Below are 14,806 nucleotides of genomic sequence, written 5' to 3'. Positions count from 1 at the left end.
ATGGACATGCATCCGCTGCTGCAGGTCCTGTTCCAGTTCGCTTTCTACTACCCGATGGTGATGGCGTTCTTCTGGATGTCCGGCGGCCTCTACTACTACTACCGGCGCGAACGCCACTCGCGCCCGCGCAACGACCCTCCATTGATGGTCGAGCCCCCCTTCGCGAGCCTGCTGGTGCCCTGCCACAACGAGGCAGAGAATCTGGATGACACACTCACTGCGGCGCTGGCCCAGCGTTACCCCGCCGACTACGAAGTGATCGCCATCGATGATGGCAGCAGCGATGACACCGGCGCGCGGCTGGATGTGCTGGCGGCAAGGCACCCGCGGCTGCGCGTATTGCACCTGGATCGTAACCTGGGCAAGGCCAATGCGCTGCGCATGGGCGCACTGGCCGCTCGCTCGGAGTACCTGGTGTGCATCGACGGCGATGCAATGCTGGAGGAACATGCGCTGCACTGGATGATCTGGCACCTGGTCAGCGGCAACCGGGTCGGTGCGGTCACCGGCAACCCGCGCATCCGCAACCGCTCCACCCTGCTCGGCCGCCTGCAGGTGGCCGAGTTTTCCTCGATCATCGGCATGATCAAGCGCGCGCAGCGCGTATACGGGCGCATCTTCACCATCTCCGGGGTGATCGCCGGCTTCCGCCGTACCGCCCTGCATCAGGTCGGCTGGTGGTCGGATGACATGGTGACCGAGGACATCGACATCAGCTGGCGCCTGCAGCGCGCGCACTGGGACATCCGCTACGAACCCAATGCGCTGTGCTTCATCCTGATGCCGGAGACCCTCAAGGGCCTGTGGCGGCAGCGCCTGCGCTGGGCCCAGGGCGGCGTGGAGGTGATGCTGCGTCACGCGCGCTCGCTGCTGCACTGGAAAGAGCGGCGCATGTGGGGCGTGCTGCTGGAGTACGTGCTGAGCGTGATCTGGGCCTACACCATGTTGTTCATCGTGCTGCTGTGGGCACTGGGCAAGTTCATCGAGCTGCCGCCGCAGCTGCATATCGCCAGCCTGCTGCCGCAGTGGCATGGCGTGATCCTGGCGCTGGTCTGCCTGCTGCAGTTCGCCAGCAGCCTGATCATCGACCGACGTTACGAAACACAGATTGGACGCAACTATTTCTGGGTCATCTGGTACCCGATGGCGTACTGGCTGATCAGCCTTTCCACCACCCTGGTGGCGTTGCCGAAGACACTGCTGCGCCGTCGCAGCAAGCGCGCCACCTGGACCAGCCCTGACCGGGGGATCCGATGAACGCGCAACGCCCGTCCAACCGCTTCGACTCACGGATGATCCGCAAGCCACACCGCCAGCCGCGCTTCCAGCGCACCGCCTGGGGATTCGTCACGCTGGCGTTCTGGGGCTTCTACTTCTACCTGTGGGCGCCCCTGGTGACCCTGTTCTCGTGGTTGGTTGGCGGCCAGCTGGCCTGGCAGCAGCTGTACGAACGGCAAAGCCAGTTCGATCCCTACGTGCTGGTGGCATTGCCGCTGATGCTGCTGGGCGCCAGCGTGCTGCTGATCGGCTGGGCCGAGTACAACCGCGCCCGCTTCCGTGGCCACGAACGCCGCCTGCCGCGGCCACTGGCCAGCCTCAACGAAGTGGCCGCCGATCTGGGTGCCAGCACGGGGCTGGCCGAACGCCTGATGGGCTGCAAGGCCGCCACGTTGCACATGGATGATCACGCACGTCCGGTCGGCATCCGCCGCGAGGTGGTGTAGCCCGACAACCCGGTGGGGTGCCGACCCTGGTCGGCGCTTGTGCCTGGTGGGTGCCGATCATGGTCGGCACCGGGGTCTGCCGCGAAGAACACCCACGCATGGCGTGGTTCCACTTATGTGCGCGTCTGCCCTTCGCCACGCACCACGAAACGTTCGACGGTGAGCGCTTCCAGACCCATCGGGCCATAGGCATGCAGGCGCGTGGTGGAAATGCCGATTTCGCTGCCCAGGCCCAGCTGGCCACCATCGGAGAAGCGCGATGAGGCATTGACCATCACCACCGCCGAGCGCAGCGCAGTGACGAAGCGCTCGGCATGGTCGGCGTCTGCGGTCGCGATCACTTCGGTGTGGTCGGAGGTATAGCGGCGGATGTGCGCGATGGCCGCATCGAGGTCGTCCACCACGCGCACGGCCAGCACAAGGTCGAGGAACTCGGCGGCGTAGTCCTCCTCGGTCGCCGCCGTGCTGCCCGGCAGCAGCGGCTGCGCCTGCGCATCGGCGCGCAGCTGAACGCCACGCTGGCCAAGCGCCTGCGCCACGCGCGGCAGGAAGGAATCGGCTACGTCACGGTGTACCAGCAGTGTCTCCAGAGAATTGCAGGCGGCTGGCCGGCTGCACTTGCCATCCACCAGCAGGTCGATAGCCTTGCCCAGGTCGGCGCTGGCATCCACGAACAGATGACAGACACCCTTGTAGTGCTTGATCACCGGTACCCGCGCATGCTCGGCAACGAAACGGATCAGGCCTTCGCCACCCCGTGGAATCGCCAGGTCGATCAGCTCATGCAGCTGCAGCAGTTCCAGCATCGCCTCGCGGCGCAGGTCGGTCAGCACGGTCACGGCGGCCGGCGGCACGCCATTGGCCTTCAATGCACCGGCGAGTGCCTGCGCGATCGCGGTGTTGGAGTGAATTGCCTCGGAACCACCGCGCAGGATCACGCCGTTACCCGCCTTCAGGCACAGCGCCGCGGCTTCGGCGGTCACGTTCGGGCGCGCCTCGTAGATCATCGCGATCACGCCCAGCGGCACGCGCACCTTCTGCACACGGATGCCATTCGGGCGCACGTCATCGCGGGTGACCTCGCCGACAGGATCTGGCAATCCGGCCACTTCGCGCACGGCTTCGGCCATCGCGAACAGGCGCGGCGGGTCCAGTGCCAGACGATCGAGCATGGCGCTGCCCACGCCCTTCTCGCGCGCGGCGGCGAGGTCACGTGCATTGCCGGCCAGGATCAACCCTGCATTCACTTCCAGCGCCTGCGCCATCGCCAGCAGCAGCGTGCGTCGTGCCGCGCCGTCGAGGCCGGCAACGATCTGCGCCGCATCACGGCAGGCACGCGCCTGCGCTTCGATCTCGCTCATCGGTGTCTCCTTCAATCCGGTCATGGCAGCACCAGGTCGTCGCGATGGACGACGCTGCCGCCGTAGTTGTAGCCGAGCACGGCCTGGATGTCGCGCGAATGGTGGCCGGCAATCCGGCGTACGTCGTCGGCAGCATACTGACTGACGCCACGGGCCACGCAGACTCGGCCCTGCGGCGCGTTCCAGCACACCTGTACCATATCGCCGCGGCGGAACACGCCCTCTGCACCGGTGATGCCACCGGGCAGCAGCGAGGCGCCCTTCTCGCGCATCGCCTGTGCCGCACCGGCATCGATGACGATCACACCCTCGGCCAGCGGTGCATGCCGCAGCCAGTGCTTGCGGGCGGCCTCGCGGCTGCGTGCGGCATGGATGCGGGTGCCGAACAGGCGGTCCTGCGCCAGCGCGCGCACCACGTCACCGCTGCGGCCATTGAACAGATAGGTTTCGATGCCCAGGCGTCCGGCCTTCGCCGCCGCCTCCAGCTTGGTGCGCATGCCGCCGGTACCGGCGCGCGAGCCGGCGCCGCCCGCCATCGCCAGCACCTCGTCACCCAGCTCCGGCACGTCGTGCAACGGCCGCGCATCGGCCACGGTGCGCGGGTCGGCGCTGTACAGGCCATCGATGTCGGTGGCGATGAACAGCGCATCGGCGTCGACCAGCGCCGCCACGGTGGCAGCGAGGTTGTCGTTGTCGCCGAGCTTGAGCTCATCCACCGACACGGTGTCGTTCTCGTTGACCACCGGCAACGCGCCCAGGCGCAACAGTTCACTCAACGTGGCGCGTGCATTGAGGTAGCGGCGGCGGTTGCGCAGGTCGTCATGGGTCAGCAGCACCTGCGCCACCGGGCGCTCGAAGAAGCGCTGCCAGAGCCCGATCAGCTGGGCCTGGCCAAGCGCCGCCAGGGCCTGCCGCGCCGCCATCGCTGCGCCCGGTTCATCGGCGCGCGGCAGGATCGCGCGCCCGGCAGCGACCGCGCCGGAAGACACGATCACCACCTCGCGCCCGGCCAGGAGATTGGCCGAGACGAACTGCGCCAGGCCCAGCGCGTGGCGTGGCGACAGGCCGCCGCCATCGGCTGCCAGCAGGCTGCTGCCGACCTTGAGCACCGCACGCCGCCACGGCGGCAGCACCTGTTCGGGGAACGGCGAGGCGACATGGGCAGCGTGCTGGATCATCGGTCAGGCTCTCAGCGGGTGTTCCATTCGTGCACGGTCAGGTCGGAGGCCTGCATCGTCACCAGTGGATCGGTGGCGACGATGGCCCGCGCCTGCGCCAGGCTGTCCACGTTGCACAGCACGTAGGCGCCACCGCTGCCATCGGCGAAGCCACTGGTCAGCTGCAGCTTGCCCTGCGCCTGCAACGCATCGAGGAAATCGCAGTGCGGCTGCACCGCTGCATCGTTGAAGTCCGGCCGGCGCATCGCCAGGACCAGGTAGACAGTGCCCGCCATCAGGACAGCGCCTGCCAGCGCGCGCGCAGTTCGTCCAGGCGCAGGTCAGCGGCTGCGCCCGGCGATACACGCGCGGCCAGGCTGCCTTCCGGCGTGCGTCCCTGCCCTGCACTGTCGGCACCGGCCGCAGCGGCCTTGTAGGCCTCGCGGAACGGTACGCCAGCCACGGCCGCCTCCACGGCGACGTCGGTGGCATACATGCCCGAATCAATCGCCGCGCGCAGCCTGTCCTCACGCCATTCCAGATTGGCCAGCAGCGCCGGCAGCAGTTCCAGCGCGGCCAGGCCACGGCCGAAGCCGTGGAAGATGGCACCCTTGGACGACTGCAGGTCGCGATGGTAGCCGGACGGCAGCGACAGCAGCTGCTCGATCTCGGTGCGCGCAGCGGCGACGCTGGCGTGGGTGGCGCGCATCAGCTCGATCACATCCGGATTGCGCTTGTTGGGCATGATCGAACTGCCGGTGGTGTACTGCGCCGGCAGCGCGACGAAGCCGAACTCGGCGCTGGTGAACAGCGACAGGTCCCACGCAATGCGGCGCAGGTCCAGCGTGGCGCCACCGAGCGCTTCCAGTGCAGCCAGCTCGAACTTGCCACGCGACAGCTGCGCGTAGATCGGCGAGATCTGCATGCGCGCGAAGCCCAGCGCGGCGGTGGTGTGCTTGCGGTCCAGCGGCAGGTTCACGCCGTAGCCGGCGGCGGTGCCGAGCGGATTGGCATCGACCAGTGCATGGGTGTCACGGGCGCGGATGGCGTTGTCGATGAAGGCCTCGGCCCAGCCCGCCCACCACATGCCGGCCGAGGACACCACGGCACGCTGGATGTGGGTGTAGCCGGGAATCGGCAGATCCTTCTCAGCCTGCGCGCGGTCCAGCGCGACCTTGGCCACGTCGGCGCTGAGCTGGGCCACGCGCAGCAGCTTCTCCTTCAGCCACAGGCGCGTGGCGACCAGGATCTGGTCATTGCGGCTGCGGCCGGTGTGGATCTTGCGACCCGCATCGCCAAGGCGTTCGGTCAGGCGCGCTTCGATCGCCGAGTGGCCATCCTCGTACTGCGTATCCAGCACGAAGCGGCCTTCGCGGAAGTCCTGCGCCAGGATCTCCAGTTCGCGCAGAAGTCCGGCAAGCTCATCGGCACTGAGGATGCCGATGTGCTGCAGGCCCTGCGCATGCGCGGCGCTGGCAGCGATGTCATGCAGGAAGAACTCGCGGTCAAGGATCACGTCGTCGCCGGCGAGGAAGGTCTGGATCTGGGCGTCGACGGCGACGCCGGGCTTCTGCCAAAGAAGGTCTGCCATGGGGGCTCCGGAATGCGTGTTCAGTGCGGGATCGACGTCAGTTCGTCGATGCCCAGCGCGAGGTTGAGGTTCTGCATGGCCTGGGTGGCCGCGCCCTTCAGCAGGTTGTCCAGCGTCGCCACCACGACCACGCGCTTGCCGCCCGGCGCGAGCGTGAAGCCACCGACCTGGGCACCGTGGCGGCCGGCGATGCGGCTGACCCACGGCGCTTCGTCCAGCACTTCGATCAAGGGTTCACCGGCATAGGCCTGCTGGAAGCGCTCGACGATCTGCTCACGGGTCTGCACGCGGTTCAGCCACAGGTTGGCGGTCAGCGTGATGCCACGGAAGTGCGGCGCGACGTGTGGCATGAACTCGACGGCCACGCCCAGCTGCACGGACACTTCGCGCTCGTGCACATGGTTGGTCAGCGCATACGGCATCAGGTTGTCGGCCAGCAGTTCGACGTTGTTCTTGTCCGACGGCGTAGTGCCGGCACCGGAGTAGCCGGACACACCGAAGCACTGCGGCGGGCCGGCCAGCAGGTCCAGCAGCGGATGCACCGCCAGCTGCATCGCCGTGGCATAGCAGCCCGGGTTGCTGATGTGCTTCTGGCCGTTGTACCGGCCGCGGGTCAGCTCCGGCAGGCCGTAGTACCAGCTGTTGTCGAAGCGGTAGTCGGCCGACAGGTCGACGATGACGGTGTCGGGCTTCGCCGCTTCCAATGCGGCCACGAACGGAGCGGCCAGGCCGTTGGGCAGGGCCAGGATCACCGCGTCCACCCCCTTGGCCGCCACTGCGTCGGCGTCCAGGTTTTCGTACTGCAGCTCGCCCTGGAATTCCGGGTGGTGGTCGGACAGGCGCTGCCCGGCGCGCTCGCGCGAGGAGACGAAGGCCAGTTCCAGCCGTGGGTGGGCGGCCACCAGCTTGATCAGCTCGGCGCCGGTATGGCCGCGGGCACCGACGATGCCCAGGGTGAAGGTCGAATCGTTCATGCGTGGCTGTCCAGACGGTATTGCAGGTGGCGCTTCACGCCCTGCCATTCGGCATCGATGATGGAAAAGATGACGGTGTCGCGCGGCGTGCCGTCGGCGTGCCGCTTGTGGTTGCGCAGCACGCCATCCTGCTTGGCGCCCAGGCGGGCGATGGCGGTGCGCGAGGTGACGTTGAACCAACTGGTTTCCAGCACCACACTGATGCAGCCCATGGCCTCGAAGGCGTGCTGCAGCAGCAACAGCTTGGCTTCGGTGTTGGCGCCGGTGCGCTGCACGCGCGGCGTGTACCAGGTGTAGCCGAGGCTGAGCTTGGGCACGCTGGCATCCATGTCGTAGAAGCGCGTGCTGCCGATGATGTCACCGGCGGCGTCGCGGATCACGAACGGCAGCACCTTGCCTTCGGCGTGCGCCTGCAGCGCGGCCTGTACATAGTGCTCGACCTGCTGCGGTGACGGCACCTGGGTGTACCAGAGCTGGTCCAGGCCGCTGCCTTCGAGGGCAGCGCGCAGGCCGGGGACATGCTCAAGCTGCAGCGGCTGCAGCGCCACGTGCTGGCCGCGCAGGGTAGGCACCGTGTTCCAAACGTCAGGATTGGTCATCGCTCAGCCCTGCAGGCTCGGTGCGCGCTGCGCGCAATGATCGACATAGGTCTTGATCCGGTCGATGCCATCGACGCCGAACCAGAACACTTTCCAATGGTCCTGCTTGTAGCAGCCATCGGACTCGGCGTAGTAGAAGTGGTTGATCGGGTTGCCGTGGCGCGAGCGCCAGAACAGCTGCGGGGTCTCCTCCAGCATCACGTTCCAGACCGCGCGGCCCAGGCCTTCGCCCTGCGCGTCGTCGAGCACGGCGAACTTGTCCAGGTACACGCCTTCGGCCTCGTCGGTGAGGATCACCGCAGTGCGGTAGTTCTCGCTGACATAGGCACGCAGCAGCCTGGTCTTTTCGAAGTAGTCCGGCACCAGGGTGCGGCCGAAGCTGGATTCGATCAGGCCCTTCAGCCGCGGCAGGTCGAGCTCGCTCCAGGCGGTGGCGCGCAGTACTTTCTCACCCTTGCGCACCAGCGTGCCCGAGCCCTTGTGGGTGAACAGTTCCTTGGCCAGGTCGGCCGGACGCGTGATCGACACCGACGATTCCAGCGGCAGGCGGTCGAGCAGGTCCTTGATCTGTTCGATCTTCACCTTCATGCCACCGTGGATCCACGGCTGCGCGATCAGGTGGTCGTATTCGGTGGACAGGTTGATCGAATCGATCACGTTGCCCGCCTCGTCCAGCAGGCCACCGGTGCCGGTCAGGAAGATGATCTTGTACGGCTGCAGCTCCTGCACCAGCTCGTTGGCGGCGAAGTCGGCGTTGACGTTGAGGATCTGGCCACCGGCGGTTTCACCCAGGCTGGTGATGACCGGGATCGAGCCGGCACGCAGGCTGGCCTCGATCGGTGCCAGGTTGACCTTCTTCACCTCGCCGACCAGGCCGTAGGTGTCCACGTCCAGGTACTCGGCCTCGAACACGCCACCGGTGATCGAGGTGGCACGTGCGCCGTTCTGCTGCAGCGCCTCGACCAGGCGCAGGTTGGACTGCTGGAACACCCGGCGCACGATCGCCAATGCTTCCGGCGAAGTCACGCGCAGGCCGTTCACGGTCTGCTTCTCGATGCCGGCCGCCGACAGCTCGGCATCCAGCTGCGGGCCGGCGCCGTGCAGCACGATCGGGGTCAGCCCGACTTCCTGCAGGAACGACAGCGAAGAGGTCAGCGCGTCGAGATCGTCGCGCAGCACCGCGCCGCCGACCTTGACCACGGCGAAGCGCTTGGCGTCCAGCTGCGAGAAACGCTTGAGGTACTGGCTGATCTCCTTCGCGCTGGCCATGCTGGAAAGCAGGCGCACGATGGTCTGGCGGGTCTGGCGGTGGGGCTGGAGGGCAGGAGACATTTCGGTTTCGTCACAGGCGGCGGTCGCCGCGTTGCAGTTCCGCCATGCCCGGGGCATGGCGGCGTTGTAGGGTCGATCAGGCGCCGGCGGCGATGATCCGGTGCACGGCGTGGGTATAGCGCTGCAATTGGTCCAGCGTCACGAACTCATCGGCGGTGTGTGCCTGGGCGATGTCACCCGGGCCGAATACCAGTGTGGTATAGCCAGCGGCCGAGAACAGCGACGCCTCGGTCCAGAAATCCACGGCATTGCCGATCGGCAGCTCAAGCGCGTCGGCCACATCGCGCGCCAGCAGGCGGCGGTTCTCGGCCTCGGCGATGTCACCGGCGGGCAGGCTGGGACCACGGAACGTCTCGGTGAACACGGCGGCTTCCGGCTCGGCGAAACCGGCGAAGGTCGCCAGAAGGCCATCGATGTCCATCGACGGCAGCGGGCGGAACCCGAAGCGCACCTCAGCAGCCGGTGCGATCATGTTGGCCTTGATGCCGCCTTCGACGCGGCCGATATTGAAGCGCAGGCCGGTCAGTCCGCCAAAGCGCGCCGAAGCCAGCGATTCCACATGATCCAGCGCGCGGTTTCCCCAGCGCATGGCCTGGTGCAATGCGCTGGCGGCCGCATCCTGCTTGCCCGAGGCGTGCCCTGCCCGCCCGGCGAACTGCATCAGCACCGAGCTGATGCCACGATGCGCCAGCACCGCTTCGCTCATGGTCGGTTCGGCCACGAGTACGGCTTCATACGGCAGGCCACGGGCCAGGAATGCAGCGATGCAGCGCGGGTCGTTGGCTTCCTCGTCGCTGGAGAACAGGAACGCGGCGTCGCCATCGCTGGCGTTGGCCGCCGCCACCAGTGCAGCGGCGGCGCCCTTGATGTCACACACGCCCAGGCCGACCACACGGTCGTCCAGGCGCCGCATCACGTGCGGGTCGGCACTCCAGTGCGGCGAATCCGGCACGGTATCCAGGTGCACGTTGAACAGGTACTTCGGCGTCCCACGCACGGCATACAGGCTCACCGCACCGGCGCCATGGTCGATCACCTCGACGTTGAAGCCGGGCAGGTTGTCGCGCAGGTAATCGAAGATGCCACCGGTGGTGATCGCACGCGGCGGGTTGCGGGTGTCGAACGACACCAGGGCCTGCAGGTGATCGAGCGTCTGTTCAAGCATGTGTCTGAATATCCGTAGGGTTTGAGATCGGTAGTGCCGGCCGCTGGCCGGCTGCGCAATGATCCAGCCGTGCCACGAGCCGGCCAGCGGCCGGCACTACCCTCCATTGACGCTGCGAAGCGCCGGCCAGCGGCCGGCGCCCCCGTCACAGGTGAACCGCTCAGCGGTTCACCTGTGCGAACAGCGTCGAACTCATGCCGAACAGCTTGATGAAGCCCTCAGCCTCCTCCACGCCCCAGTCGGCCGATTGCGCGTAGGTGGCGCCCTTGGCGTTGAGCAGGTGCGGCGACTTCACCGCCACTGCATCGACGCGGCCGCCGCGGGTTTCCAGCACCACTTCGCCGTTGACCTTGGCCTGCGAGGACTTCAGGAAGGCCTCGATGTCGGTCTTCAGCGGGTCGTGGTAGAAGCCTTCGTACACCAACTCCACCCACTTGCGTGCGACGTCCGGCTTGAAGCGGTTCTGCTGCTTGGTCAGCACGGCATCTTCCAGCGCGCGGTGCGCGGCCAGCAGCGAAACCAGGCCCGGGGCCTCGAACACGATGCGACCCTTCAGGCCGATCACGGTGTCGCCGGTGTAGACGCCGCGGCCAACGCCGTACGGGGCGAACAGCTTGTTGAGCTGGGCCAGGATCTGGTCGCCCGGCAGCGCCTTGCCGTCCAGTTCCACGGCTTCGCCTTCAACGAACTTCAGGGTCACGGTCAGCGCCTGTTCCGGCCATTCGCTGCGCGGCGAGCACCAGCCACGCGCGCCTTCACCCGGGGCTTCCCAACGGTCGATCTCACCGCCGGACATGGTCACGCCCAGCAGGTTCTCGTTGATGGTGTAGGCCTGCTGCTTGGCGCGCACGCCGAAGCCGCGCTCTTCCAGGTACTTCTGCTCGTAGGCGCGGGTCTGGGTGTGTTCCTTCTGGATCTCGCGGATCGGCGCGATGATCTGGTAGTCGCCCAGTGCCTTCACAGCCAGGTCGAAGCGGACCTGGTCGTTGCCCATGCCGGTGCAGCCGTGGGCGATGATGTGGGTACCCAGCTCGGCAGCACGCTTCAGCGCGGCATCGACGATCAGGTAGCGGTCCGAAACCAGCAGCGGGTACTGGCCCTGGTAGCCTTCGCCGGCCCACACGAACGGCTTGACGAAGCCTTCCCAGATGGCCGGGCCACCATTGACGGTGACGTGGCTGGTCACGCCCAGTTCGGCGGCGCGCTTCTCGATGAAATCGCGCTCTTCATCATCCACGCCACCGGTGTCGGCGAACACGGTGTGCACGTTGTAGCCACGCTCCTGCAGGTACGGCACGCAGAAGCTGGTATCCAGGCCGCCGGAGAAGGCGAGAACGACGTCTTTGTTGCTCATGGGGGTCAGGTCCACTTGGGGGATGGGAATTCGGTAGAGCCGACCGCTGGTCGGCTGAAGTGTTGGATCAGCGCCCGGCAACCGCGGCCATGATCGCCTTCTGCACGTGCAGGCGGTTCTCGGCTTCGTTGATGGCGATGCACTGCGGCGAATCCATCACCGCATCGGTGGCCTTCACGTTGCGGCGCAACGGCAGGCAGTGGCTGAACACCCCGTTGTTGGTCAGCGCCATCTTCCGCTCGTCCACGATGAAGTGCTTGAACTGGTCGCGGATCGGCTTTTCCGGTTCCCAGTTGCCGAAGAACGGCAGCGCGCCCCAGCTCTTGGCGTAGACCACGTCGGCGCCTGCGTAGGCGCTGTCGATGTCATGGCTGATCTTCAGCGAACCGCCGCTCTCGGCCACGTTCTGCTCGGCCCAGCCCATGTAGCGGTCGTCGAGGATGTAGTCGGCGGTCGGGCACAGCAGGGTCACGTCCATGCCCATGCGGGTGGCGATGGTCAGCGCCGAATTGGCAACGGCAGTGTTCAGCGGCTTGGGGTGGTAGGTCCAGGTCAGCACGTACTTCTTGCCGCGCAGGTCCTGGGTGCCGAAGTGCTCCTGCAGCGCCATGATGTGGGCCAGCTCCTGGCACGGATGGGTGATGGTCTCCATGTTGATGACCGGCACCGGCGAGTACTTGGCGAAGCTGTTGAGGACGATGTCCTGGCGGTCGTAGGCCCAGTCGACGAACTTGGGGAACGCACGCACCGCGATGATGTCGCAGTAACGGCCCAGCACCTTGGCCACTTCAGCGATGTGCTCTTCGGTATCGCCGTCCATCACCGTGCCGAGGTTGAACTCGATCGGCCACGCATCCTTGCCCGGCTGCAGCACCACCGCGTGGGCACCGAGCTGGAATGCGCCCAGTTCGAAGCTGGTGCGGGTACGCATGGAAGGGTTGAAGAACACCAGCGCGATCGACTTGCCCTTGAGCTGGTCGCCGAGCTTGTTGCGCTTGAACAGCGCGGCCTGGGTCAGCAGCGCGTCGAGATCGCTGCGGCTCCAGTCCTGGGTGTTCAGGAAGTGCTTGGGGGACATCATCTTTCCTTGCGTGGCGGCGCCGGGTTCGACGCGGTGGAAGGGAAAACAGGAAGCAAAGGTGAAACGAAAAGGTTGCAGTTGCAGCTTTCAGAACGCGGAAACGAAAAAACCCAGCCGGCGGGCTGGGTTTTTTTCGGACGAACAGCAAAAAGCTCCGGTTACCCAGCGAGAATGTGGGGTTCCGGTCGACGTGCACGCGAGGTCATGCCCGACGCCTGTCGGGCTGCGCTGCTGTCGTGCTGGAAGTCGGCGAGCTTCATGGTCAGCCATCTTTGCATGCGGCCGGGGCCGGCGCAAGGGGCCGCGGTCGCAGAATCAGGGATTGCCGGCCGCACCCTGCTCGGGGCCGACCCAGGGGGTGATCGACACCCGGATCTTGAGCCGGTTGCCGGGGTCTTCCGGTAGCCGCGAGCGGTACTTGGTGCCCTTGTAGACGTAATCCACGTCGTAGGCGATGGGCCGGCGGAATTCACGCCCCACCGGCACGATGCGGCAGTCGCGGGTCAGCATCGGACCGGTGTTGGCCGGCGCCGGGGCCGGCGACTCGGTTCCGACCTCCTCAACGGCCTCCTCGTCACTGCGCTTGAACATCGAGCGCACCGAGTCCCAGAAGCGGCTGATCCGGCCCTTGTCCTCGACCGGCTCCTCGCCGGTCACGTTCACCGGGGCCAGGGTCCGGGTCGACACCGGCTCGCAGTGCTCTTCGGTGCGGGTCGCACGCAGGGTCTGGAACACGGGTTCGACGTTCAGCACCTGCGCGTAGTCGAACTTCACGTTCTCCACGATCACCACCCGGTTGCGGGGCTCGGCCTCCTGGGCCAGCACCACGGCGGGCAGCGCCGACAGGTAGGCCAGGGTCAGCAACGCGGTGGATTTCATTGGCGACGGGAGCAAGGACACGGCAATAGTGTAGGCAGTGGCGAGCGCAAGGGGCTGAACATTACCCGTCCACGCTGCTCCTGCCCACCCCACCCGGAGGAACCGGCGTCCACCGGTGGCAGCCAGTGCCCCCAAAGGGGGCCGACACGTTCTAAAATCACAGGCTTGTCCCCCAGCCACAGCCCCATGACCCTGCGCCTGCACAACAACCTGACTCGCCAGCTCGAACCGTTCACTCCGCTCGACCCGGCCTGTCCGACCCTGTATGTGTGCGGCCCCACGGTCTACAACTACGTGCACATCGGCAACGCCCGTGGCCCGGTGGTGTTCGGGGTGCTGGCCGATCTGCTGCGGCGCCGTTTCGGCGCGCTGCGCTACGCCCGCAACATCACCGACGTGGACGACAAGATCAACACCGCCGCGCGCGAGCAGGGCGTGCCGATCAGCACGATCACCGGCAAGTTCGCCGCCGCATACCGTGAAGACATGGCCGCGCTGGGCGTGGTACCGCCGGACATCGAACCGGAGGTGACCGCGCACATTCCGCAGATCATCACCATGATCGAGCAGCTGATCGCCAGCGGGCATGCCTATGCCGCCGAGGGCCACGTACTGTTCGCAGTGGCCAGCTTCGACGGCTACGGCAAGCTCTCGCGCCGCGATCCCGACGAAATGCTGGCCGGCGCCCGCGTCGACGTGGCCCCGTACAAGCGCGACCCGGGTGATTTCGTGCTGTGGAAGCCGTCCAGCGACGACCTGCCCGGCTGGGCGTCGCCCTGGGGCCGTGGCCGCCCGGGCTGGCACATCGAGTGCTCGGCGATGGCCGCGGCTCACCTGGGTGAGACCATCGACATCCATGCCGGCGGCGTCGACCTGCAGTTCCCGCACCACGAGAACGAGCTTGCGCAGAGCGAATGCGCCCACGGCGGCAAGATCTTCGCCCGCTTCTGGCTGCACAACGGCATGCTCAACTTCGGCGGCGCCAAGATGAGCAAGTCGCTGGGCAACATCGAGCGCGTGCATGATCTGGTGCGCCAGCATCCGCCAGAAGCGCTGCGCCTGGCCCTGCTGTCGGCCCACTACCGGCAGCCGCTGGACTGGTCCGATGCGCTGATCGAACAATCGGTGCGCACCCTGGACCGCCTGTACGGCACCCTGCGCGAACTGGCGTCGATCGAGGCCACGGCAGTGATTCCGGCCACGGTCGAGGCGACCCTGGACGACGATCTCAACACCCCACAGGCGCTGGCCGAAGTGGCCCGCATCGCCGCCGATGCGCGTCGTGCCACCGACCCGGCCGAGCAGGCGCGCCTGAAGGGTGAACTGCTCGGCGCCGGCCTGGCACTGGGCCTGCTGCAGGCCGATCCGGCGCAGTGGTTCGGCACCGCGGCCAGCGATGACGGCGACGATGCCCGCATCCAGGGCCTGATCGACGAGCGCGCCGCGGCCAAGAAGGCACGCGACTTCGCCCGTGCCGACTCCATCCGCGACCAGCTGGCCGCCGAAGGCATCGTGCTGGATGACACCCCGCAGGGCGTTCGCTGGTCGCGCAAGCGCAGCTGACCTGCCCTGCCCCGTGGCCGGTCCGC

General features: G+C 67.0%; 14 protein-coding genes. 3 read left to right on the top strand and 11 right to left on the bottom strand.

Annotated features, from left to right (window positions below; all coding sequences use genetic code 11):
* Entirely contained in the window at positions 1 to 1,257 is a 1,257-nt protein-coding gene (gene pgaC, locus ACM0O9_RS02485; protein ID WP_065178259.1) for a poly-beta-1,6-N-acetyl-D-glucosamine synthase, read from the top strand.
* Positions 1,254 to 1,724, top strand: coding sequence for a poly-beta-1,6-N-acetyl-D-glucosamine biosynthesis protein PgaD (gene pgaD, locus ACM0O9_RS02480; RefSeq protein ID WP_065186043.1), 471 nt, complete (start codon positions 1,254 to 1,256; stop codon positions 1,722 to 1,724). Before pgaC ends, pgaD begins: the two co-directional genes overlap by 4 nt.
* Positions 1,725 to 1,837: 113 nt before the next feature.
* Here pgaD and ACM0O9_RS02475 read toward each other — a convergent pair whose 3' ends face one another.
* The 11 genes from ACM0O9_RS02475 to ACM0O9_RS02425 all read right to left on the bottom strand — a co-directional run bounded on the left by ACM0O9_RS02475 (position 1,838) and on the right by ACM0O9_RS02425 (position 13,217).
* Positions 1,838 to 3,109, bottom strand: coding sequence for a glutamate-5-semialdehyde dehydrogenase (locus ACM0O9_RS02475; RefSeq protein WP_065196623.1), 1,272 nt, complete (start codon positions 3,107 to 3,109; stop codon positions 1,838 to 1,840).
* Positions 3,106 to 4,263, bottom strand: a complete 1,158-nt coding sequence (gene proB / locus ACM0O9_RS02470) for a glutamate 5-kinase (RefSeq protein ID WP_346607893.1) — start codon at positions 4,261 to 4,263, stop codon at positions 3,106 to 3,108. Before proB ends, ACM0O9_RS02475 begins: the two co-directional genes overlap by 4 nt.
* Positions 4,264 to 4,274: 11 nt before the next feature.
* On the bottom strand, positions 4,275 to 4,538 hold the full coding sequence (locus tag ACM0O9_RS02465) for a YciI family protein (RefSeq protein ID WP_414604118.1): 264 nt from the start codon (positions 4,536 to 4,538) through the stop codon (positions 4,275 to 4,277).
* On the bottom strand, positions 4,538 to 5,833 hold the full coding sequence (gene argH / locus ACM0O9_RS02460) for an argininosuccinate lyase (RefSeq protein ID WP_053499972.1): 1,296 nt from the start codon (positions 5,831 to 5,833) through the stop codon (positions 4,538 to 4,540). Before argH ends, ACM0O9_RS02465 begins: the two co-directional genes overlap by 1 nt.
* Before the next feature lie 20 nt (positions 5,834 to 5,853).
* Entirely contained in the window at positions 5,854 to 6,807 is a 954-nt protein-coding gene (gene argC / locus ACM0O9_RS02455) for an N-acetyl-gamma-glutamyl-phosphate reductase (RefSeq protein ID WP_005417695.1), read from the bottom strand.
* A complete protein-coding gene (locus tag ACM0O9_RS02450) occupies positions 6,804 to 7,406 on the bottom strand; it encodes a GNAT family N-acetyltransferase (RefSeq protein WP_065186041.1) in 603 nt (200 codons plus the stop codon). The genes argC and ACM0O9_RS02450 overlap by 4 nt, the downstream gene beginning before the upstream one ends.
* Positions 7,407 to 7,409: 3 nt before the next feature.
* Entirely contained in the window at positions 7,410 to 8,738 is a 1,329-nt protein-coding gene (locus ACM0O9_RS02445; protein WP_414604119.1) for an acetylglutamate kinase, read from the bottom strand.
* A 76-nt stretch (positions 8,739 to 8,814) separates the two neighbouring features.
* On the bottom strand, positions 8,815 to 9,903 hold the full coding sequence (locus tag ACM0O9_RS02440; RefSeq protein WP_065186040.1) for an acetylornithine deacetylase: 1,089 nt from the start codon (positions 9,901 to 9,903) through the stop codon (positions 8,815 to 8,817).
* A 160-nt stretch (positions 9,904 to 10,063) separates the two neighbouring features.
* Positions 10,064 to 11,257, bottom strand: coding sequence for an argininosuccinate synthase (locus ACM0O9_RS02435; RefSeq protein WP_414604120.1), 1,194 nt, complete (start codon positions 11,255 to 11,257; stop codon positions 10,064 to 10,066).
* Positions 11,258 to 11,324: 67 nt separating this feature from the next.
* Positions 11,325 to 12,335, bottom strand: a complete 1,011-nt coding sequence (locus ACM0O9_RS02430) for an N-acetylornithine carbamoyltransferase (RefSeq protein ID WP_005417714.1) — start codon at positions 12,333 to 12,335, stop codon at positions 11,325 to 11,327.
* 318 nt (positions 12,336 to 12,653) lie between these two features.
* The gene (locus ACM0O9_RS02425) at positions 12,654 to 13,217 is read right to left on the bottom strand and encodes a glycine zipper 2TM domain-containing protein (protein WP_053499984.1); all 564 of its coding nucleotides are present in this window, start codon (positions 13,215 to 13,217) and stop codon (positions 12,654 to 12,656) included.
* A 186-nt stretch (positions 13,218 to 13,403) separates the two neighbouring features.
* Between ACM0O9_RS02425 and cysS the strand changes: the two genes are divergently transcribed.
* The gene (gene cysS / locus ACM0O9_RS02420) at positions 13,404 to 14,780 is read left to right on the top strand and encodes a cysteine--tRNA ligase (protein ID WP_005417716.1); all 1,377 of its coding nucleotides are present in this window, start codon (positions 13,404 to 13,406) and stop codon (positions 14,778 to 14,780) included.
* The last annotated feature ends 26 nt before the right edge of the window (positions 14,781 to 14,806 follow it).

The sequence above is a fragment of the Stenotrophomonas sp. FR012 genome, from assembly GCF_047520565.2.
Classification (GTDB): domain Bacteria; phylum Pseudomonadota; class Gammaproteobacteria; order Xanthomonadales; family Xanthomonadaceae; genus Stenotrophomonas; species Stenotrophomonas sepilia.
This window is presented reverse-complemented; position numbering and strand designations above follow the sequence as displayed.